This is a genomic window from Streptomyces sp. HNM0575 (genome assembly GCF_012726265.1).
Classification (GTDB): Bacteria; Actinomycetota; Actinomycetes; order Streptomycetales; family Streptomycetaceae; genus Streptomyces.
In genome coordinates, this window is record NZ_JAASAG010000001.1 from 846,971 (window position 1) to 866,946 (window position 19,976).

General features: G+C 73.5%; 15 protein-coding genes. 9 read left to right on the forward strand and 6 right to left on the reverse strand.

What is annotated here, in order from left to right; translation table 11 throughout:
- Nucleotides 1-151: 151 nt before the first annotated feature.
- Nucleotides 152-805 (reverse strand): hypothetical protein, encoded by a 654-nt coding sequence (locus HCC61_RS03500; RefSeq protein WP_169133687.1) that lies wholly within the window; start codon nt 803-805, stop codon nt 152-154.
- A gap of 205 nt (nt 806-1,010) precedes the next feature.
- On the opposite strand from HCC61_RS03500, the gene HCC61_RS03505 reads away from it, so the two are divergent.
- Nucleotides 1,011-2,126, forward strand: a complete 1,116-nt coding sequence (locus HCC61_RS03505; protein ID WP_169133688.1) for a sialidase family protein — start codon at nt 1,011-1,013, stop codon at nt 2,124-2,126.
- On the opposite strand, the gene HCC61_RS03510 is transcribed toward HCC61_RS03505, so the two are convergent.
- On the reverse strand, nt 2,089-3,156 hold the full coding sequence (locus HCC61_RS03510) for a winged helix-turn-helix domain-containing protein (protein WP_169133689.1): 1,068 nt from the start codon (nt 3,154-3,156) through the stop codon (nt 2,089-2,091). The two genes, HCC61_RS03505 and HCC61_RS03510, sit on opposite strands and share 38 nt — an antisense overlap.
- A 439-nt stretch (nt 3,157-3,595) precedes the next feature.
- On the opposite strand from HCC61_RS03510, the gene HCC61_RS03515 reads away from it, so the two are divergent.
- From HCC61_RS03515 to HCC61_RS03525, 3 genes are all read left to right on the forward strand, one after another.
- Nucleotides 3,596-4,243 carry a hypothetical protein gene (locus HCC61_RS03515; protein WP_169133690.1) on the forward strand — a complete coding sequence of 216 codons (648 nt, stop codon included), beginning with the start codon at nt 3,596-3,598 and terminating at the stop codon, nt 4,241-4,243.
- Nucleotides 4,244-4,497: 254 nt separating this feature from the next.
- Nucleotides 4,498-5,214, forward strand: coding sequence for an NADPH-dependent F420 reductase (gene npdG, locus HCC61_RS03520; RefSeq protein WP_169133691.1), 717 nt, complete (start codon nt 4,498-4,500; stop codon nt 5,212-5,214).
- A 246-nt stretch (nt 5,215-5,460) separates the two neighbouring features.
- Nucleotides 5,461-5,748 (forward strand): hypothetical protein, encoded by a 288-nt coding sequence (locus HCC61_RS03525; RefSeq protein ID WP_169133692.1) that lies wholly within the window; start codon nt 5,461-5,463, stop codon nt 5,746-5,748.
- 56 nt (nt 5,749-5,804) lie between these two features.
- Here HCC61_RS03525 and HCC61_RS03530 read toward each other — a convergent pair whose 3' ends face one another.
- Entirely contained in the window at nt 5,805-6,608 is an 804-nt protein-coding gene (locus HCC61_RS03530) for a site-2 protease family protein (protein WP_169133693.1), read from the reverse strand.
- A 266-nt stretch (nt 6,609-6,874) separates the two neighbouring features.
- On the opposite strand from HCC61_RS03530, the gene HCC61_RS03535 reads away from it, so the two are divergent.
- A complete protein-coding gene (locus tag HCC61_RS03535; protein ID WP_169133694.1) occupies nt 6,875-10,525 on the forward strand; it encodes a BTAD domain-containing putative transcriptional regulator in 3,651 nt (1,216 codons plus the stop codon).
- Nucleotides 10,526-10,628: 103 nt separating this feature from the next.
- On the opposite strand, the gene HCC61_RS03540 is transcribed toward HCC61_RS03535, so the two are convergent.
- The 3 genes from HCC61_RS03540 to panB form a co-directional block, all read right to left on the reverse strand.
- Nucleotides 10,629-11,489 carry an ABC transporter permease gene (locus HCC61_RS03540; RefSeq protein WP_169133695.1) on the reverse strand — a complete coding sequence of 287 codons (861 nt, stop codon included), beginning with the start codon at nt 11,487-11,489 and terminating at the stop codon, nt 10,629-10,631.
- The gene (locus HCC61_RS03545; protein ID WP_169133696.1) at nt 11,486-12,505 is read right to left on the reverse strand and encodes an ATP-binding cassette domain-containing protein; all 1,020 of its coding nucleotides are present in this window, start codon (nt 12,503-12,505) and stop codon (nt 11,486-11,488) included. Before HCC61_RS03545 ends, HCC61_RS03540 begins: the two co-directional genes overlap by 4 nt.
- Before the next feature lie 325 nt (nt 12,506-12,830).
- Complete coding sequence (panB, locus tag HCC61_RS03550; RefSeq protein WP_169133697.1) at nt 12,831-13,700, reverse strand: 3-methyl-2-oxobutanoate hydroxymethyltransferase; 870 nt, start codon at nt 13,698-13,700, stop codon at nt 12,831-12,833.
- Between the two features lie 265 nt (nt 13,701-13,965).
- Between panB and HCC61_RS03555 the strand changes: the two genes are divergently transcribed.
- The 4 genes from HCC61_RS03555 (at nt 13,966) to HCC61_RS03570 (ending at nt 19,750) form a co-directional block, all read left to right on the forward strand.
- Complete coding sequence (locus tag HCC61_RS03555; RefSeq protein WP_169133698.1) at nt 13,966-15,561, forward strand: MFS transporter; 1,596 nt, start codon at nt 13,966-13,968, stop codon at nt 15,559-15,561.
- A gap of 674 nt (nt 15,562-16,235) precedes the next feature.
- Nucleotides 16,236-16,862 carry a TetR/AcrR family transcriptional regulator gene (locus tag HCC61_RS03560; protein ID WP_169133699.1) on the forward strand — a complete coding sequence of 209 codons (627 nt, stop codon included), beginning with the start codon at nt 16,236-16,238 and terminating at the stop codon, nt 16,860-16,862.
- Nucleotides 16,863-17,088: 226 nt separating this feature from the next.
- Nucleotides 17,089-18,129 carry an endonuclease/exonuclease/phosphatase family protein gene (locus HCC61_RS03565; protein WP_169133700.1) on the forward strand — a complete coding sequence of 347 codons (1,041 nt, stop codon included), beginning with the start codon at nt 17,089-17,091 and terminating at the stop codon, nt 18,127-18,129.
- Nucleotides 18,130-18,529: 400 nt separating this feature from the next.
- Nucleotides 18,530-19,750, forward strand: a complete 1,221-nt coding sequence (locus tag HCC61_RS03570; RefSeq protein ID WP_169133701.1) for an MFS transporter — start codon at nt 18,530-18,532, stop codon at nt 19,748-19,750.
- The last annotated feature ends 226 nt before the right edge of the window (nt 19,751-19,976 follow it).

Genomic DNA, 19,976 nt, shown 5'->3' on the forward strand with positions numbered 1-19,976 from the left:
GCTCCGGTGCGTGCCGGTCCCGTGCATGCGGCCTGGCCGTACGGGCCCGGTGTCCGGGGCGTACGTGGCCCGCGGGGCGGCTGTGGTCAGAGCCTGCCCGCTGCGGGGCCGTGGCGCCAGAGGGCCGTTCGGCCCGCGTCCCGCGCTCCGCTCACCAGCGGGTCGGCGGCGGCGCGGAGAGCTGGTCCGCGAGACGGGAGAGCCGGTCGCGGAGCGCCGGACGCCGTGATCCCGCGGCGGCCGGAAGCCCCGGCGCTCCCGGCGGTCCGCCCGCCCCGTGGAAGGTCTCACCGGCCGCGGCGCTCACCAGATGCTGCACCGTCTCCAGGTCGACCTCGGAGGCGTCGGCGCTCAGGGCGTCGTGTGCGAGGTCGCGCAGCTCGCTCGGCCGGCCGCCGGCGCCCATGTCGTCCAGGGCCAGCACCGTGGCGCCCGCGCGGCGCGCGTCGTGCACGCGCTCCAGCAGCGCCGGGCCGGGGTCGTCGGGCGCCACCACCAGCACGGTCTCCCTGCGTCCCGCCGCCTCGATCCGGCCCAGCCCGGCGGAGAGATGAGCGGGAGCGGCCGGCGGTACGCGGTGCCGTACGAGCGTCGGCGTGAGCTCCGGCTGCCCGGACCAGGCGGCCTCGTCGTCGAGGTGTGCCGCGAGATGCCACGGCTCGTACGTCTCGGAGCCGACCAGCAGCAGACCGCCGCCGTTCGGCGCGACCGCCGTGCGCAGCGATCCCGCGAACCGGCGGGCGGACGTCACCCACTCCGTGCCTGCAAGCGCTTCCCGAAGATGTGCGACTCGTACTGCATCCATTGCCCGGCATGATGCCTCAACACCCCTTGCGTGACGGGCGTTTCGGCAGTGGTCACCCGTACGGATGCGGCAGTGCGGGAGGATGCGCGCTCGCGGGTCGCGAGCGAGGATGTTCATCTCCCGTTTCATTGACGCTCTGTTGCCGTCTGCTTACTTTCGGACACCGGTCGACTGCTTTTCCGTGCAGGGGAGTTGGGAGCCGCTCATGCCGTACGAGACCTCCGTGCCGTTCAGCGCGGGAAGCGACGGCTATGCGAGCTTCCGCATCCCCGCCTGCGTGCGGGCGCCCGACGGATCGCTGCTCGCGTTCGCCGAGGGCCGGGTGAACTCCTCGGGCGACACGGGGCACATCGAGATCGTCTCCCGGCGGTCGGGCGACGGCGGCCGCAGCTGGGGCGGGCTGAGCGTCGTCGCCTCCTACGGCACGGGCACCGCCGGCAACCCCTCTCCCGTCGTGATCCCGGCGGGAGAGGACGGGAAAGCCGGCGGTCGCATCGTGCTTGTCTTCGTCACCAACGCCGCCGAGGCCACCGAGGAGCGCATCCGCCGCGGCGAGGTCTCCGCGGAGGACGGCCGCCGCGTCTGGGTCCAGGAGAGCAAGGACTCGGGCGTGAGCTGGTCCGCGGCCCGTGAGATCACCGCGTCGGCGAAGCTGCCGCAGTGGCGCTGGTACGCGACGACGCCGGGGCACGCGCTGCGGCTGACCCGCGGCCCTCACGAGGGGCGCCTCGTCGTGCCGGCGAACCACTCGCTGCCCCCGGAGGGCGACGACGACGGCACCGACGGCCGCTACAACGGCGGCCACGACCTGCTCAGCGACGACGGCGGCGGGACCTGGCGCATCGGCTACACCGACGACAACCCCGACGGGTGGGTCAACGTCAACGAGACCACCGCCGCCGAACTCCCCGACGGCCGCCTCTACTTCAACACCCGCACCGAAGGGACCGCACCCGAGCGCCGTGCCGACGCCCACTCCGAGGACGGCGGCGAGTCCCTCGTCGCGCCGTTCGAGCCGCAGCCGCTGCTGACCGCTCCCGTGGTCGAGGCGAGCGTGCTCCAGCTCCACGACCCCGACGTGCTGCTCTTCTCCGCACCGGGCGACCCGGAGGAGCGCCGGCGGATGACGCTGCGCGCGAGCTTCGACGGCGGCGGATCCTGGTGGGCGGTGCACACGGTGGACGAGCGGCCCGCCGCGTACTCCGACCTCGTAATGGCCGACGGCCACACGCTGGGGCTGCTGTACGAGACGGGGGCCGAAGGGCCGTACGACACGGTGACGTTCAGGCGGATCCCCGTCGCGGAACTGGCGGACGGGTAGCGGGGCGCGGGGCAGCAGCGCGGGCCGTGCCGCCTCTGTCGCCCGTGCCGCCGGACGGCGGCGACGACTCCAGCAGCAGCTCGGCGCCCAGCGGTGTGAGGCTGTGGTGGCTGCCCCTGCCCCGGCGCTCGGTGCGCACCAGGCCGACGCCGCGCAGTACCGTCGTGTGCTCGCTCGCGGAGGCGGGGGAGAGGCCGGTACGGCGCGCCAGCTCGCCCGTGGACACGCCTTCGGCGATCACCTGGAGCACGGCGGCGCGGCTGTGGCCGAGCAGCGCCGCCAGGCCGCTCTGCGGTCCGGACACCCGGGTGCGGGGCAGCGGATTGCGGGTCACCTCGTAGTACAGCGTGGGCTGTTCGTCGTCCGGGTCGCACGGCAGGTACGAGGCGAAGGCCGTCGGAGCGAGCAGCAGGCCCCGTCCGCCGAGGTGGTAGTCGGACTCCCCGCCGGGCACCTCGATCTCCAGCACCGGCGGGCGCCAGCGCATCCGCGGGTGGAGCGTGCCGAGCACCGCCTCGATCCCGCCGTCGCGCAGCTGCCGCGTACGCGACGCCAGATCGGCCGCGAGCACGGCGGCCAGGCCCGGCCAGTAGGGCGCGACCGCGGCGCGGTGGTAGTCCCGCACGGACTCGGCGAGCCCGGTCACGGCGCCCCGGTCGCCGTCCGCGAGCCGGTGCGTCCAGCGGGGCAGGTCGCGCCGGGTGGCCAGGTAGTCGAGGTCGGCGCGCAGCACATGGCGGGGCGTGGCCCGCAGCCGCTCCAACTCCTCGTCCAGCGTGTGCAGTCCGCGCCAAGGGCGGAGGAAGCCGGGCAGCGGGTGGTCGGGCGCCGTGGGCAGCAGCTCGCTGAACGGCGTGGGGCCGCACGCGAGCCGTGGTCTCACCGCCCGCCGCCACAGGTCGAGTTGGGGCGGTCCGGGGCAGTGGGCGAGCCGTACGGTGCTGAAGGCGGTGGTCGCGAGCGGGCTCGAAGGCCCGGCGAACCGTACCCGCGCCAGGTCGGTGAGGGTGAAGTGGATGCGTAACGTCATGCGGCTTCCCCCGGGTGTGCGTGCCCCTGCGGAGCGGTGCTCCGAACCTCGGCCAGGATGCCGCACCGGCGGCCCCGAGCACAGCGGTACCCCGGCGTGCACCGGTCGTCAGCCGCGTATGCGGACCCTTCGGGCGTGGCCGAATCGGCTTACGGGGCGGGAGCGGTGGGCGCCACGGTTGGCGCGCGGCGCTGCCCGCCGCGAGGAGGGGGACCGGCATGGAGCCGGCACCGGCACACGGAGGCGGACCGGGATGACACGGAGACGGATGCGGCGGCAGGGGAAGCCGGGCGGGCCCGGGGCGCGGATGAGTACGCGGGGGAGGCGTATGTACGGGGGGCCGCGGCGGTGGCGGACGTTGCAGCGGCCGTTGCGGCGGCGGCCGTTGCGGCGGCGGGCGCGGTGGCCAGTGCGGTGGCCGGTGCGGCGAGGCGTCACCGTGGCGCTCGCCGTGTGCGCCTTGGGCGCCCTGACGGTGGCGGCCCCGGCGGGCAGTGCGGGGGCGGTGCCGCGGACCGCGGGGGAGTACGCGGCGGAGTCCACGGCGGGTTCGCTGGGGAAGGAGACCGCGGCGGCGGTCCGTTCCGGCGGGCCGCTTCCCGGGGGAGTGCACGGGCCGGTGGTCACGCACCCGGTACAGGAGCCGGTGGACTACCCGGCGGGCGAGGTCTGCGAGTTCGCGTCGCACGCCGTCTTCCCCGTGAACGACCTGACGCTGCGCACCTGGTACGACGACGAGGACCGGCCCGTCTTCGCCACGGAGAGCGGACCGCTGGTGATGGACGTGACCGACCTCGCCACCGGCCGTACGGTCACCCGCGACATCTCCGGCTCGGGCACCGTCACCTACCTCGACGACGGCTCGTACATCCTCAGCGGCGGCGACTGGGGCGCGGGCTTCCACACCGCGGACCGGCCGGTGCACAACAAGTGGATCATCAGCCGCGGTTCCATGTCCGTGCAGATCACGACCCGGGACGGGGCGACGGCACGGACACTTCTCGACCTGCGCGGACCGTATGAGGACCTCTGCCGGACGCTCGGCGGGGGCGGCGGCGCGAAGCGGGGCGCCGGGCGGGCGAGTTGAGCCTTTGCGGAGGCCGGTGCGCCGGTGTGCCGGTGAGGTGTGCGCGGTGCGCTGTACGGAGGCGGAGTGCCGGTGCGCTGTACGGAGGCGGTGCGCCGGTGCGCTCCCGGTGATGCGCGGAGGCGGGTGCCCGGCGGCCCCTTCGGGCGCCCGTCCGGAGGACGCGCGGCACGCCCCGTACCCGGTCCGTACGTGATCACCTTCACGGCCGCCACGGAGGCGCGGCCCTGGCACCGGGTGGCAGGATCCTGCGTATGACTTCCTCCGCATCCGCCTCCGCGTCCTCTTCCCCCGCGCCCAGGAAGGACCCCTGGGACCTGCCCGACGTCTCGGAACTGACGGTCGGCGTGCTCGGCGGCACCGGAGACCAGGGCCGCGGTCTCGCCTACCGGCTGGCCAGGGCCGGTCAGCGGGTCGTCATCGGATCGCGTGCCGCGGAGCGCGCGCAGCAGGCCGCCGGGGAGCTGGGCCTCGGCGTCGAAGGCGCGGAGAACGCGGAGTGCGCACGCCGTTCGGACATCGTGATCATCGCGGTGCCCTGGGACGGCCACGCCAGGACCCTCGAATCGCTGCGCGAGGAGCTGCGCGGCAAGCTCGTCGTGGACTGCGTCAATCCGCTCGGCTTCGACAAGAAGGGCGCGTACGCGATCCGGCCCGAGGAGGGCAGCGCCGCACAGCAGGCCGAGGCGCTGCTGCCGGAGTCGCGGGTGACCGCCGCCTTCCACCACCTCTCGGCGGTGCTGCTCGCGGACGAGTCCGTCGAGAAGATCGACACGGATGTGATGGTGCTCGGCGAGGACCGGGAGGACTGCGCGGTCGTGCAGGCGCTCGCCGGACGCATCCCGGGCATGCGCGGCGTCTTCTCCGGGCGGCTCCGCAACGCGCACCAGGTCGAGTCGCTGGTGGCCAACCTGGTCTCCGTGAACCGCCGTTACAAGGTGCACGCGGGCATCCGGCTCACCGACGTGTGAGGACGTGTGAGCGGGGCCACGGCCCGCCGGGGACCGCAGGGCGCCCCCGCCGGGCCCGCCGGGCGCCGTGGCGGGGTGGGGGAGAATGGCGCGGAGGCACCCTCGCCGCCCTGTCCGCGGTATGCCGCATACCGTGCGGGTGTGCCGCATACCGTGCGTACGCCGTCGGCATGCGGCCGGTATGCCGTCCGTACACCGCTTGTGCGCAGCCTCCGTGCCCGCACCGTCCTACTGGAGCCGCCCGTCATGCCCGCCCCCGCCGCCTCCCTCAGCTCGTCCCGTGTGATGGCCCGCTGCACCGCCGTACTGTGCGCGCTCGCCGTGATCGCGGCGGTGGTCTCCTTCGTCAAGGGGTTCTGGATCGCCGGGACGGTGTGGGTGCTGCTGACGGGTCTCGCCTCGAACATGGCCTGGTACTACGGGCGCAGGGCGCGCCGCACCTCCGCCACGGGCTCCTCTGCCACGGGCTCCTCCTCCGGCCCGTCGTACCCGGACACCGCCTCCGGGCCGTCGTCCTCCGGCGCCGCGTCCTAGGACCCGGGGGCGCGGGGCCCGGGGGCCCCGGGCACGCTCTTTCCCCGGGGCGGGCCCTACTGCCGCGGAGTGACCGACAGTTCGGGCTCTCCCTGCCAGAAGCGGAAGTAGTCGTAGCCGTAACTCACGTCCAGGTCCGAGACGTTCAGGAAGTGCATCAGGTGCCCGACGGCGTCCCAGAAGACTCCGTTGACCGCCGGGATCCACAGGCAGCCGAAGACCACCAGCAGCCCGAACGGCGCGAAGGGCTCCGCCTGCCGCCGTGCCGCGTGTGAGAGCCACGGCTCCAGCACGCCGTAGCCGTCGAGGCCGGGCACCGGCAGCAGGTTGAGGAAGGCGGCCGTCACCTGGAGCATGGCGAGGAACGCCAGCGCGTAGCGGAACGCGAACGGCACGTTCCCCATCGCGTCCAGCCAGAACGGTGCGGTGAGCACTCCCGCGAACAGGGCGTTGGTCGCGGGCCCGGCCGCGGAGATGAGGCTGTGCTTCCAGCGGCCCTTGATACGGCCGCGCTCGATGTAGACGGCGCCGCCCGGCAGTCCGATGCCGCCCAGCACGACGAAGACGACGGGCAGCACGATGCTCAGCATGGCGTGCGTGTACTTCAGCGGGTTAAGCGTGAGATAGCCCTTCGCGGCCACCGAGATGTCGCCGCCGCGCAGCGCCGTGACGGCGTGCGCGTACTCGTGCAGGCAGAGCGAGACGATCCAGCCGGAGACGACGAAGAAGAAGACCGCGACGCCCGTCACCTCGGCCAGTCCCGACCACACCGCCCACCCGGACGCGGCCATCGTCGCGGCCAGGGCGAGGAATACGGGACTGATGCGGTGGTGATCGGGGTGGGTGGCGGCGCTGGTCATGGCTTCAGACCGTACCGGCAGCGGATTGGTGCGGGCCAACGGCCCTGGCACTGACGGGGGTTACCGACTGGGTTACCGCCCGGGTTACCGATGGTTCCGGTGCCGTCCGGGGCCCGGCGCCCGCCCGCGGGCCGCCCGGTCCACGGCCGGTCCACACGGCCGGTCCATACGGCCGGGGGCACATCCCTGCGGGCCGTCGTCGACCGGTGCGGGGGCGCTCGTCGCTCGGCCCGCCGCCTGCCGGCGCGACCTGGCAGCATGAACTGGTGCGCTACAGATATCTCGTTCTGGGCACCACGCAGGTTCTCCGCGAGGACGGTACGGCGGTGCCGCTCGGCGGGGCGCGGCTGCGCGCGCTGCTGGCCGCGCTGGCCGCCGCGGGCGGGCGCCCGGTCCGTACGGGCGCCCTGGCGGCCGAGGTGTGGGCGGAGGGCCCGGACGGATCGGACGCGGGACCGCCCGCCGACGAGACGGCCGCCGTGCAGGCGCTCGTCGGGCGGCTGCGGCGTGCGCTCGGGCGGGACGCGATCGTCTCGGACGCCACCGGGTACCGGCTCGCGGCCGGCCCCGACGACATCGACCTGTTCCGCTTCGAGCGGCTGGCCGACCAGGGAGCCGCGGCACTCTCCGACGGCGAGGCCGCCTCCGCCGCCCGGCTGCTGGACGAGGCACTGGCACTGTGGCGCGGCCCCGCGCTGGCGGACCTGCCGGGCGGAGGTGGCGCCGCGGGCGTACGCGCGGTCACCCGGGCCCTCGCCGCACGCCGCGGCAGGCTGGAGGCCGAACTCGCGCTCGGACGGGCCGAGTCCTCACTGCCCGGGCTGCGCGAACTCCTCGCGGAACATCCGCTCGACGAGCCACTGCACGTGCTGCACCTGCGCGCCCTGCGCGACGCGGGCCGCCCTGCGGAGGCGCTGGCCGCCTACGAGGAGGTGCGGACCTCGCTCGCCGACCGGCTGGGCACCGACCCCGGACCCGAACTGCGGGCGCTGCACGCCGAGTTGCTCGCCCCCGAGCGTGTGACGGCGCCTGAGCGGGAGCAGTCCGCACCGGCGCGTCCCGCTCGCGCGCCCCTGGCGCCGCCGGAGCCGCGGTCGGAGCCGGAGCCGACACTGCCGCCGGAACCGTCACCGCTGCCGGAACCGGAGCCGGAGCGCGCCGGGAGCGCCGGCACCGCCCGGCGCGGCAATCTGCGGGCCCGGCTCACCTCCTTCGTCGGCCGTGACTCCGAGATCGAGGCCCTCCGCGCGGAACTCGCCGTCTCCAGGCTCGTGACGCTCACCGGGCCGGGCGGCGCCGGCAAGACCCGCCTCTCCCAGGAGACCGCCGGCACGGTCGCCCCCGAGCTGTGGCCCGACGGCGTGTGGATCGCGGAGCTGGCGCCCGTACGGGACCCGGCGCACCTCGCCGAGACCGTGCTCACCGCGCTCGGCGGCCGCGAGACCGTGATCCACGGCTCCACCGCCGAGGGCCTGCGCGCGGCCACCGACCCCGGCGCGCTAGACCCTCTCGCCCAGCTCGCCGAGCGCTGCGCGACGCGGCGCATGCTGCTCGTCCTCGACAACTGCGAGCACCTCATCGAAGCGGCCGCGGAGCTGGCCGAGACCCTGCTGCTGGAGTGCCCGCACGTCACCGTGCTGGCCACGAGCCGGGAGCCGCTGGGCGTGCCGGGCGAGTCCGTACGGCCGGTCGAGCCGCTGTCCGGTCCCATGGCGCTGCGACTCCTCGCCGAGCGGGGGGCGTCGGCGAGACCCGGATTCCGTACGGGCGACGATCCGGAGGCGTGCGCCGAGATCTGCCGCCGCCTCGACGGGCTGCCGCTCGCCATCGAACTGGCCGCCGCCAGGCTGCGCGCGCTGTCGCCGCGTCAGGTCGCGGACCGGCTCGACGACCGGTTCCGGCTGCTGACCAGCGGCAGCCGTACGGTGCTGCCCCGGCAGCAGACCCTGCGCGCCGTCGTCGACTGGTCCTGGGAGCTGCTGGACGAGGCCGAACGTGCCGTGCTGCGCCGCCTGTCGGTCTGTTCGGGCGGCTGCGAGCTGGTCGAGGCCGAGGAGGTGTGCGGCGACGCGGACGCGGAGACCGCCTCGGGCGCGGGAGCGAAGGAAGACACGGGCGCGCACACGGACGCGCAGACCGAGGCGCATAGCGAGGAGTACACCGCCGCGCGCGCCGACGCGCACACGGCGGCGGCGCCGGGCGTCGCCGCCCGTGCGGTCTCGCCCCGGGACGTCGCCGCGCTGCTCGGGTCGCTCGTCGACAAGTCGCTCGTGGTGGCGGCGCCCGGTGTGTGCGGCATGCGCTACGCGTTGCTGGAGACCGTCGCGGAGTACGCGGCCGAGCGGCTGGACGAGGTGCCGGGCGAGAGGGCGCTGGTCGAGCGGCGGCACCTGGTGGCGTACCGCGAACTGGCCCGTACCACCGACCCGTTGCTGCGCGGACCGGACCAGTCGCAGCACTTCGAGCGGCTGGAGCGCGACCACGACAACATCCGTGCCGTACTGGCCCGCGCCGTCGCCGCGGGCGACGAGCACGAGGCCCTGTGCCTGGTGACCAGCATGAGCTGGTTCTGGCAGCTGCGCGACCACCGGGCCGACGCCCGTACCTGGACCGCGGCTGCCGCCGCGCTCGGACCCGACCCGTTCGCCGAGCCCCTCGTCCCGGCTCCGCCGATGCCGGAGCGGTGCACCGACTCCCCGCCGCCCATGGCTCCCGACGTGCTGTGGGAGGCACGCCGCGGAGTGCGGCTGATGGAGCTGACCGGCTATGACGGCGACCGCAGCTTCCTGGAGGACGCCGAGCGGATGGCGAGGCTGCGCCGGGTCACCAGCGCGTACACGCCCGGATCGCCGCAGACCTGCCGGATGCCCGGCTGCATGTGGGTCTTCGCGTGGATGGTCACGAGGCCGTACAGCGAACTCATGGAGACGGTGGAGGCCACCGTCGAGGGTTGCCGCAGGCACGGCTACGAGTGGGAACTCGCCTTCGTGCTCCAGCTGCGCGGTCGGCTCACCAACGACCGTGCCGACGGCATGGTGCAGTCGGCGCTCGACGCCGACGAGAGCCTGGAGATCTACTCGCGGATCGGCGACTGCTGGGGCATGGCCGACGCCCTCGCCGGCCGCGCCGAAGGACGTTGCACGCGCGGCGAGTTCGCGGAGGCCGCCGCGGACTACCGCCGGGCGATCTCGTGTGCCCGGCAACTGGGTTCGCACGGCCAGATCCCGTTCCTGCTGGCCAGGCTGGGCATGGCGCTGCTCGAGAACGGGGACCCCGCGGACGCCGAGGAGGGCGAGGCGCTGTTGCGGCAGGCCTACGAGGACGCCGAGCACGACGGCCGGGACGAACCCAGATTCGCCACCCTCGAGTACGCCAAGCACCTCGGCCGGAAGGGCGCCGTCGACGAGGCCCGCGAGATCCTGACCGCGGTCGAGAAGAGCGTGCCCGGCGGACTGCCGCGGATGTTCCAAGGCGTCGTGCAGGGCCAACTGGCCTGGCTGGACTGCCTGGAGGGCGAGTACGAGCAGGGACTGGCCAAGGCGGCCGACGCGACGGAGAAGACGCGCGACAAGCTGGCGGAGACGATCGCGCCGGGACTGGTGATGCTTCAGTGCATGACCGCCGCCCGGGCGCTGGCGGGGCTGGGCGACCCGGAGACCGCGGGACGCCTGCTGGGCGCGTACGACGTGCACACCCGGCTGCCGGAGGGGCACCACGCCAACCCGGCGGAGCGGGAGTGGCGGGAGACCGTAGGGGAGGCGGTCCGGGACGCCTTCGCGGAACGCGGCGACGGCGCCCCGGACGCCGGGGCCGGGTACGCGCAGGCCTACGCGGAGGCGTACGCGGAGGGCGGCGGGCTCTCCGTCGACGAGGCCGCCGCTCTGGTACGCCGGGCCCGGCCCAGGACGCCGGCCTGATGCGAACCGGGCCGAACCGGGCGGTGAACCGGGCGGTGAGCCGGGCGCGTTGGGACGCCGCCGGCTCGCCGCGACGGCGGTCCGCCGCCGGACAGCGGCTCGCTCAGGTCTTCCTGCGGAACTTCGCGATCGCCACCGGTGCCGTGACCGCCGTCAGCGCGGCCGACCACACCAGCGTCCACAGCGCCGGGCCGGCGACCGCGCCGTGCCCGAGCATCAGGCCGCGTGCCGCGTCGGCGACATGCGTCAGCGGATTGACGTGCGTGAACGTCTCAAGCCAGCCGGGCATCGTGCTCGTCGGGACGAAGATCGACGAGCCGAACTGAAGCGGCATCAGCACCAGGAACGAGACACCCTGAACGCCCTGCGCGGTGTTCATGCTCAGACCCAGCAGCATGAAGATCCACATCAGTGAGGCGCCGAAGACCGTCGCGAGCCCGACCGAGGCCGCCAGCCCCGCCCAGTGCCCATGGATGTCGAGGCCGACCAGGAAGCCGACGGTCAGCAGCACGGCCATGGCGACCAGCATCCGGCCGATCTCCACCACGACCTTGGCGATCAGCACCGAGGAGCGGCTGATGGGCATGGAACGGAAGCGGTCCATCACGCCCTTGCGGAAGTCCTCGTTGACCCCCGTGCCCACCGCCATGGCGATGTTCATGCTCATCATGGCCATCATGCCGGGCACCAGATAGTTCGTGTACTGGTCGCGGCCACCGCCGGAGCCGCCCCCGATGGCGCCGCCGAAGACGTACACGAACAGGAGGGTGAAGACGATGGGCATCAGCAGGACGTCCATCATCGACTCCGGATCCTGCTTGATCTGGAGGGCGTTGCGCCGGACCAGGGCGCCGACGTGGCGCAGGCCGGACCGGAGGCTCGTACGGGAGTCGCCCTCGGGGTGCGCCGCGGGCCCGGGGACGGGCGCACCGGCGGCGGTGCGGGGAGAGGCTGCGGTGGTCATGCGGCCACCTCCTCGGCCTCGGCCCGGATCTCCTCGCCCTGATGCGTGGCCTTCTGACCCGTGATGGCCAGGAACACCTCGTCCAGGCTGGGCAGATGGGTGGAGATGTCGGCGACGGCGAAGCCTCGCGACCCCAACAGCCCGATGACCGCCGTCAGTTGCTCGTCGCTGAGGATGGGCACGCTCACGACGCCCGTCCGTCCGTCCGCGGTGGCGCCGCCGACTCCGTCGAGACCGGCCTGCGCGAGCGCCTCGGCGACGGCCGCGGCCTCGCCCGGGTCGACCGGCCGTATCTCCAGGGTCCGGCCGCCGACCTTGGCCTTCAGCTCGGGCACGCGGCCCTCGGCCACGATCCTTCCGCGGTCCATGACGGTCAGCTCCTCGGCGAGCTGCTCGGCCTCCTCCATGTACTGCGTGGTGAGGAGCACGGTGTTGCCCTCCGCGACGATGCTCCGCACCTCCGCCCACACCTCCTTGCGGGTGCGCGGATCGAGACCGGTCGTCGGCTCGTCCAGGAACAGCACACGCGGGTGCCCGATCATGGACGCGGCCAGGTCGAGACGCCTGCGCATCCCGCCGCTGTACTTTCCGGCCGCGCGCTTGGCGGCCTCCGAGAGCGAGAACCGCTCAAGCAGCTCGTCCGCCCGCTGACGTGCGCGGGCGCGCGGCAGATCGAGCAGCCGCCCGATCATGTAGAGGTTCTCCCAGCCGGAGAGCTTCTCGTCGACGGAGGCGTACTGCCCCGTCAGCCCGACCGCGCCGCGCAGCCTGCGCGGCTGGCGGACCACGTCGTACCCGGCCACCGTCGCGCGGCCCGCGTCCGGCAGCAGCAGCGTGGAGAGGATGCGTACGAGCGTGGTCTTGCCCGCGCCGTTCGGCCCGAGCACTCCCATCACGGTGCCCTCGTGCACGTCCAGATCGATGCCGTCGACTGCTCTGGTTTCCCCGAAGTGCTTCACCAGTCCGCGGACTTCGACGGCGTGGGTGCCGCGTCTGGTGGCGTTGTCCTGCGTCATGCGTCACAAGATGCCACCAGGCACCGACAAACGGCCGACAGCCCGCCTATACGGGCACAGGGCGGACGGGCCGCGCGGCGGGGCGGATGCCGGAGCCGGACCGGATGCCGGAGCGGGGTGCCGGAGCCGGACCGGATGCCGGTGGGCGGCCGGCCGCCGGTCGTCCACCAGCCGCCGGCCGCCCGTTATCCGTCATCCGTTATCTGTCAGGTGTCAGGTGTCAGGTGTCACCGGCCATCGGTCATTGGCCATCTGCCACCTGTCATCTGTCAGGCGTCACCTGTCATCGGCCATCGGCCATCCGTCACCTGTCAACTGTCAACTGTCAGGCGAAGCTGTGCCGTTCCTCCGGGAAGCCGCCCGTGATCACGTCCTCCGCGAACGCCTTCGCGGCGTCGCCGAGCGTCTCGCGCAGCTGCGCGTACTGCTTGACGAAGCTCGGCATGCGCCCCGCCGTCATCCCCGCCATGTCCGTCCACACCAGCACCTGCGCGTCGGTGTCCGCTCCGGCGCCGATGCCGACGGTGGGGATGTGCAGCGAGCGCGTGACCTCGGCGGCCAGCTCCGCGGGCACCGCCTCCAGCACGACCGCGAACGCCCCTGCGTCCTGAACGGACTTGGCGTCCCGCAGCAGTTGCTGTGCCGCCTCCTCGCCGCGGCCCTGCACCCGGTAGCCCATCGCGTGCACCGACTGAGGGGTGAGCCCGACATGGGCCATGACCGGGATGCCCGACTGCACCATCAGCTCGATCTGGTGCGCCGAGCGCTCGCCGCCTTCCAGCTTCACCGCGCCCGCCCCGGCCTCCTTCACCAGCCGGGTGGCGCTGCGCAGTGCCTGCACGGGCCCTTCCTGATACGTGCCGAAGGGGAGGTCCGCGACGATCAGGGCGCGCTTGGTGCCCCGTACGACCGCGGCCGCGAGCATGGTCATCTCGTCCAGGGTGACCGGCACGGTGGTCTCGTAGCCGAGGTGGCAGTTGCCCATGGAGTCGCCGACGAGCATGACGGGGATGCCCGCCTCGTCGAAGACGGAGGCCGTCATCGCGTCGTAGGCGGTGAGCATCGGCCAGCGCTCACCCCGCTCCTTGGCGGCTCCTAGATCGCGGACGGTGACGCGTCGGTTGCGTACACCGCCGTAGAGGGCCCCGGGCTGCTTTCCGGAGGGCCCGTCCTGTTTCTGCGCAGCATCAGACATGGCTGAACGCTCCTGTGTGTTCGTCGTCTCGAGGCGCCCTGACGGCGTCCCCGGATACGTCCCCATGGCTTCGCATGGGGAGACCCCTCCATGCTGGCACGGTGCCGGTGGTCTGAGGAAGGGAGACGACGGGCCCGGAGGTCCGGGGCCCGGGCCTCCGGCGCGGGTACGGGCGGCCGGGGGTCCAGGGGCCGCCTGGCGGGGCCCGTCCCTGCCATTTCGATACGAGACGGCCTCGTATCGGAAATGGGGTAGGCTGCGGCTCATGAGTTCTTCCGTGTCCGAAACCGTGCACCGGCGGCGCTGGGTGATCCTGGGCGTTCTGATGCTCAGCCTGCTGATCGTCGTGCTGGACAACTCGATCCTGAACGTGGCGATGAAGACCATCGCCCAGCCCGCGCCGACCGGACTCGGCGCCGCGCAGAGCGAGTTGGAGTGGTCGATCAACTCCTACACGCTCGTCTTCGCCGGACTCCTGTTCACCGCGGGCCTGCTGGGCGACCGGCTCGGGCGCAGGCGCGTGCTCCTCTTCGGCCTCGTCGTCTTCGGACTGGGCTCCGTCTTCGCGGCGCTCGCCACGTCGCCGGGCCAACTCATCGCCTTCCGGGCCGTGATGGGCCTGGGCGGCGCCTTCGTCATGCCGTCGACGCTGGCGATCCTGATGAACGTCTTCGAACGGGACGAGCAGCCCAAGGCCATCGGCATCTGGGCGGGCGGCGTCGGCCTCGGCATAGCCATCGGCCCGATCACCGGCGGCGCGCTCCTGGAGCACTTCTGGTGGGGCTCGGTCTTCCTGGTGAACGTCCCGATCGTGCTCGTGGCGCTGGCCGCGATGGTGCTGCTCGTGCCCGACTCCCGCGACCCGGCCCCCGGGCGGCTGGACCCGCTGGGCGTGCTGCTGTCCGTCGCCGGTCTGGTGCTGCTGGTCTACGGGATCATCAAGGGCGGACAGCTCGCGGACTTCACCGACCCCGAGGTGCTGCTGACCGGGGGCGGAGGCGTGGCCGTGCTGGCCTGCTTCGTGATCCACGAGCGGCGCAGCGACCATCCCGCCATCGACGTCACGTACTTCAAGAACCCCGCGTTCTCCGCGGCCGTCGCCGCGATCGCCCTGGTCTTCTTCGCGCTGATGGGCGTGACCTTCTTCGCCGTGTTCTACATGCAGAGCGTGCGCGGCTTCTCCGCGCTGGAGGCGGGGCTGCTGATGGTGCCGCTCGCGCTCGCGCAGCTGATCTTCGCGCCGCGTGCGCGGCTGGTCGTCGACCGGTTCGGCGCGAAGGCGGTATGCGCGGCGGGAATGGTGCTGGTGGGCGCGGGGATGGCGGCGTTCCTGCTCTTCGGCCGTACGACGCCGATCTGGACGCTGGAGATCGTCTTCTTCGTGCAGGGCACGGCGATGGCGCACATCATGCCGCCCGCCACCGTGTCGATCATGCAGTCGCTGCCCCGTGAGAAGGCGGGCTCCGGCTCCGCGGTCAACAACACCTTCCGGCAGGTCGGCGGGGCCATGGGCGTGGCCGTCCTCGGCTCGCTGCTCTCCGCGCGCTACCGGGAGGGCGTCGAGGGCAGGCTGGCGCAGCTGCCGCTGCCCGAGGGCGCGCGGCACGCCGCGGGGGAGTCGATCGAGGCGACCCTCGGGCTGGCGGCCCGACTCGGGCCCGCGGGACGGCAGTTGGTGGGCCCCGCCAAGGACGCCTTCATCGACGCGATGCATGTCACCGTGCTCGGCTCGGCGGCGGTCGCGCTGCTGGGGGCGGTGGTGGTGGGCGTATGGCTGCCCGGCAAGGCGAAGACGGGCGCGGGGCCGGCGGGTCCGCCGGAGCAGGACGTCGTGAAACCGCCCGTGGGGGCCGGTCGTTGACCGGAGACCGGGGTCGTGGGACGGAGGCGTCCTGGCGGCATCCGGACCGTACGGATCCGGACGTACGGGCCGGGGCGTACGGGATCCGCTCGTACGGGATCCGGCCGTACGGACCGGGGGCGTACGGGATCCGGCCGAGCGGACCGGGGGCGTACGGGATCCGGCCGAGCGGACCGGGGGCGTACGGGATCCGGCCGAGCGGACCGGGGGCGTACGGGATCCGCTCGTACGGGATCCGCTCGTACGGGCCGCGGGTGAGCGGAATCCGGCCGGGGGCGATCCGGCCGAGCGGGATCCGGCCCCGGGCGGCCGGGCGCCGGGGTTCGCGCGGGTGCCGCGCGTCCGCCGAAGCAGGGCCGGAAGCACGGGGGAGCCGAAGGGAGGACCGTGACAGAATCGGGCGGCCCGCGGGGCGCCGCGGAGCGGGCCGGTACTCCGCCTCGGACTCCGACACGGCCTGTCGCGGCGGCAGTTGGGCCCTTCCGGCCCGCGCGGCCCGAGGCCGAGTTCGCGTGGCCCGAGGCCACGGGAGTCACCACGGGCGTAACCACGGGCGGCCGGTCCCGTGCCCCGGCGCGGCCCCTGACCGGGCCCCCGGAACCGCGGCCCCCGACCCGGGCCGCCGACCCTGCGGCACGCCCCACGAGGGCGGCCCGCGAAGGAGGAGCGCCAGGATGAACCCGAGGCCGGCGGAGCCCGAGGACGCGGTATCGCCCGCGCGGCGCGGCCGCCCGCGCAGCGAGGCCGTGGAGCAGGCCATCATCGAGGGGGCGCTCCGCCTGCTCGAAGAGGGCACGTCCATCGACGCCCTCTCGGTGGAGCGGGTCGCGCGCGTCGCGGGCGTCGGCAAGGCGACCGTCTACCGCCGCTGGCCCGGCGGCAAGGACGAGATGCTGCTCGCGGTGGTCAAGGCGCTGGAGGAGCCGCCGGCCGAGCCGTCCGGGGAGTCCGTGCGGGACGACCTCGTCACGCTCCTGGAGTGGCACAGGCGGGTGGGCATGGCCAAGCGCCAGTCGGCCGTGCTGCGGACCATGACGAGCCATGTGAAGAGCCACCCGGAGCTGTGGCGGCAGTACCACGACAACGTGATCAAGGCCCGCCGGGAGATGCTGCACTGCGTGCTGCGGCGCGGTGTCGCCGGCGGCGAACTCCGCGGCGATCTCGATGTGGAGCTGCTGGGCGAGCTGTTCACCGGACCGATGCTCGTCCGCACCGTGCTGCACGAGGACAAGGACCTGCCGCCGGGCCTTCCGGAGCAGATCGTCGACTCCGTGCTCGACGGGGTGCGCGCCCGCGGCTGAGCCCCGTCCGCGCCGCCGCCCGTGTGCGTCTTCCGTCACAGCCGCCCGCCGGCCGGCGCAGCCAGGAACCTCACCTGCCTGGGTGTTCGTCCTGCTCGACACATGGGAACCCCCCAAGACACCCGGGCGGTAAGGGTGGTTGTGCGGGACATTCGTCGTACGGAAAGTCCCCGTTCCGGATCACCTATCGTTCGACAAGCACCAGCGAGGCGAGTGAGGACAGCCGATGGCACGCGCGTACATGTCGGAAGCCGCGAAGACTTCGGGCGAGTGGCACGGGGCCGGATCCCGCACTCGCCGGGAAGGCGGTCGCGTGCCCCGGATGTTCGCGGGCTGGGGCGGACCCGGCGCGTGGCGGCGCGGCTGGTTCCTCGCCCTGCTGGCGGTGCTGCTGGGGCTCGCGCTGTTCTGGCACTCCGAGATCCCCAACGCCGTGGGCAACCTCGGCTCGCTGTGGGAGACCTTCCTGCCGTGGGGCGGCGTGCTCGTTCCCGTGCTGGCGCTGCTGGCGCTGCTGCGCCGGTCCGTGCTGACGCTGGTGGCGCTGCTGCTGCCGGTCCTGGTGTGGCTCAACCTCTTCGGCAGCCAGCTGACCAGCAAGTCCGGCACGGGCGGCGATCTGACCGTCGTCACGCACAACGTCAACGCCGAGAACCCCGACCCGGCGCGCACCGCACGTGAACTCTCCGGCTCCGGCGCGGACATCGTCGCCCTGGAGGAGGTCGCGGGCGGGCAGGCCGCGAGCTACGACAAGGGCCTGGCGGCGGCGTACCCGCACCACAAGCGGGTCGGCACGGTCGGCGTGTGGAGCAAGTACCCGATGCGGGACATGGGGACCGTCGACATCAAGATGGGCTGGCCGCGGGCGATGCGCGCCACGGTCGCCACACCGAAGGGCGACGTGGCGGTGTACGCGGCCCATCTTCCGTCCGTACGCCTCCAGTTCGCGTCGGGCTTCACGGCGGGCCAGCGGGACGACAGCGCGCAGGCGCTGGGCAGGGCCATAGAGCAGGACCGTACGGAGAAGAAGGTGCTGCTCGGCGACCTCAACGGCACCATGAACGACCGCGCGCTCGCGCCCGTCACCTCCCAGATGCGCTCCACGCAGGGCGCCGCCGGGGACGGCCCCGGGTTCAGCTGGCCCGCGTCGTTCCCGACGACCCGCATCGACCAGATCATGGTCAAGGGCATGGAGCCGGTCTCGTCGTGGTCCCTGCCGTCGACGGGCAGCGACCACTTGCCGGTGGCGGCGCGCATCGACTTCTGAGGCCGCCCGTGAGTACGTGAACGGGGCCCGGGCGCCCGGGTGTCGGGGCTGCGGCCCGGGTGTCGGGGCTGCGCCCGAGGCACGGGAGGCCCCCGGGGTCGCCGTTCCCGGCGTTCGGAACTCTTCGCCGGCACGGCGGTCCGCCGCGGTCCGCCGTGCTCCGTGGCGCGAATCACGCCGCTTTCGACGGCCTGTTGCCGTCCTGAAACACGGATGTCGTCCGCGGCGGTCCGGCGTCTGAGAGACTTTGTTCAGTCCGAGAACATAAGAAGCCGTGTCAGTGCGCCGAACGCCTCAGCAGGGCCACCACCGCGCACGCCGAGCACGCACCTCCCCTGAACCTCTTGCCGACGCCTTGATCGACCCTGCGGTCGACCCTGCCCTGAAAGGTTTCCCGCCCATGCCTCTGGCCTTGCTCGCCCTGGCGATCAGCGCCTTCGGAATAGGCACCACCGAGTTCGTGATGATGGGTCTGCTGCCCGACGTCGCGGCCGACATGGGGACGTCCGTGCCCACCGCCGGATACCTCGTCTCCGCGTACGCCATCGGCGTCGTCATCGGCGCACCCCTGCTCACCGCCGTCGGCGCCCGCACACCGCGCAAGCGGATGCTGGTGCTGCTCATGGGCCTGTTCACGGTCGGCAATCTCGCTTCCGCGCTCGCGCCCGGCTACGGCTGGCTGCTCGCGGGGCGTGTGCTGTCCGGACTGCCGCACGGAGCGTTCTTCGGAGTCGGCGCCGTCGTCGCCGCACGCCTGGTGACGGAGGACCGCCGGGCCCGCGCCGTCGCCACGATGTTCCTCGGGCTGACCGTCGCCAACATCGTCGGCGTGCCCGCCGGAACCGCCATCGGCCAGGCACTCGGCTGGCGCGCCACCTTCCTCCTCGTCGGCGCCATCGGCGTGATCGCCATGGCGAGCCTCGCGGCGCTCGTTCCGCACCTGCCGGTGGAGCACCAGCGCGGAGTCGGCCACGAGGTCCGCGCGCTCGGCCACCGCCAGGTCGTACTCGGGCTGCTCACCGCGGTGTTCGGCTTCGGCGGCGTCTTCGCCGTCTACAGCTACCTGGCCTCGATCATGACGAAGGTCACCGGTCTCGCCGAGTCGTCCCTGACGATCGTGCTGGCGCTGTTCGGCATCGGCATGACGCTGGGCGCACTGGTGGCGGGGCCGCTCACCGACCGCGCGCTGCGGCCCACCCTCTACGGAGGGCTCGGCTCGCTCGCCGCCGCGATGCTCGTCTTCCACGCCGTCGTCGACATCAAGTGGGCGGCGATGACGATGGTCGTGGTGCTCGGCGGACTCGGCTTCATGACGACCACGCCGCTCCAGATGCTGATCATGCAGAAGGCCCGGCACGCGCCGACGCTGGCCTCCGCGGGCAACCAGTCCGCGTTCAACCTGGCCAACGCGGGCGGCGCCTGGCTCGGCGGCGTCGCCGTCGCGGCGGGCTGGGGCTGGCGCTCGCCCATGCTCGTGGGCGTGGTGCTGGCACTCGCCGGGCTCGGCATCGCGCTGCTGGCCGGTGCGCTGGATCGCGGTACGCCGTCGCGCTCGCGGATCGTCGCCCGCGGCGTGCCCCGGCTGCGCCGGGCGCGGGCCGCGGAGAGCGTCTCCGGGTGACGGGCCGCGGGGCGGTGGCGCGCTCTGCGCTCCGCTCCGCGCCTCGTACGCGCATCGCGTACTGGTATCCCGTACTCGTGCTCACGGGCCCGCGCTCCGGCGCGGGCCCGCGAACGTCGGGACACCGGCGGCGAGCCGCGGCCACGACGGGCCTCCGCGGCCGCGCGATGCGCGATGCGCGATGCGCGATGCCGTGACCGGGCGGGGGTCGTCCCGGCGCCCGCCC

What these genes read in the sequence shown, in the direction of transcription:
- HCC61_RS03500 (WP_169133687.1), bottom strand. Translation starts at nt 805, where the DNA reads ATGGATGCAGTACGAGTCGCACATCTTCGGGAAGCGCTTGCAGGCACG.
- HCC61_RS03505 (WP_169133688.1), top strand. Translation starts at nt 1,011, where the DNA reads ATGCCGTACGAGACCTCCGTGCCGTTCAGCGCGGGAAGCGACGGCTAT.
- HCC61_RS03510 (WP_169133689.1), bottom strand. Translation starts at nt 3,156, where the DNA reads ATGACGTTACGCATCCACTTCACCCTCACCGACCTGGCGCGGGTACGG.
- npdG (WP_169133691.1), top strand. Translation starts at nt 4,498, where the DNA reads ATGACTTCCTCCGCATCCGCCTCCGCGTCCTCTTCCCCCGCGCCCAGG.
- HCC61_RS03525 (WP_169133692.1), top strand. Translation starts at nt 5,461, where the DNA reads ATGCCCGCCCCCGCCGCCTCCCTCAGCTCGTCCCGTGTGATGGCCCGC.
- HCC61_RS03530 (WP_169133693.1), bottom strand. Translation starts at nt 6,608, where the DNA reads ATGACCAGCGCCGCCACCCACCCCGATCACCACCGCATCAGTCCCGTA.
- HCC61_RS03540 (WP_169133695.1), bottom strand. Translation starts at nt 11,489, where the DNA reads ATGACCACCGCAGCCTCTCCCCGCACCGCCGCCGGTGCGCCCGTCCCC.
- HCC61_RS03545 (WP_169133696.1), bottom strand. Translation starts at nt 12,505, where the DNA reads ATGACGCAGGACAACGCCACCAGACGCGGCACCCACGCCGTCGAAGTC.
- panB (WP_169133697.1), bottom strand. Translation starts at nt 13,700, where the DNA reads ATGTCTGATGCTGCGCAGAAACAGGACGGGCCCTCCGGAAAGCAGCCC.
- HCC61_RS03555 (WP_169133698.1), top strand. Translation starts at nt 13,966, where the DNA reads ATGAGTTCTTCCGTGTCCGAAACCGTGCACCGGCGGCGCTGGGTGATC.
- HCC61_RS03560 (WP_169133699.1), top strand. Translation starts at nt 16,236, where the DNA reads ATGAACCCGAGGCCGGCGGAGCCCGAGGACGCGGTATCGCCCGCGCGG.
- HCC61_RS03565 (WP_169133700.1), top strand. Translation starts at nt 17,089, where the DNA reads ATGGCACGCGCGTACATGTCGGAAGCCGCGAAGACTTCGGGCGAGTGG.
- HCC61_RS03570 (WP_169133701.1), top strand. Translation starts at nt 18,530, where the DNA reads ATGCCTCTGGCCTTGCTCGCCCTGGCGATCAGCGCCTTCGGAATAGGC.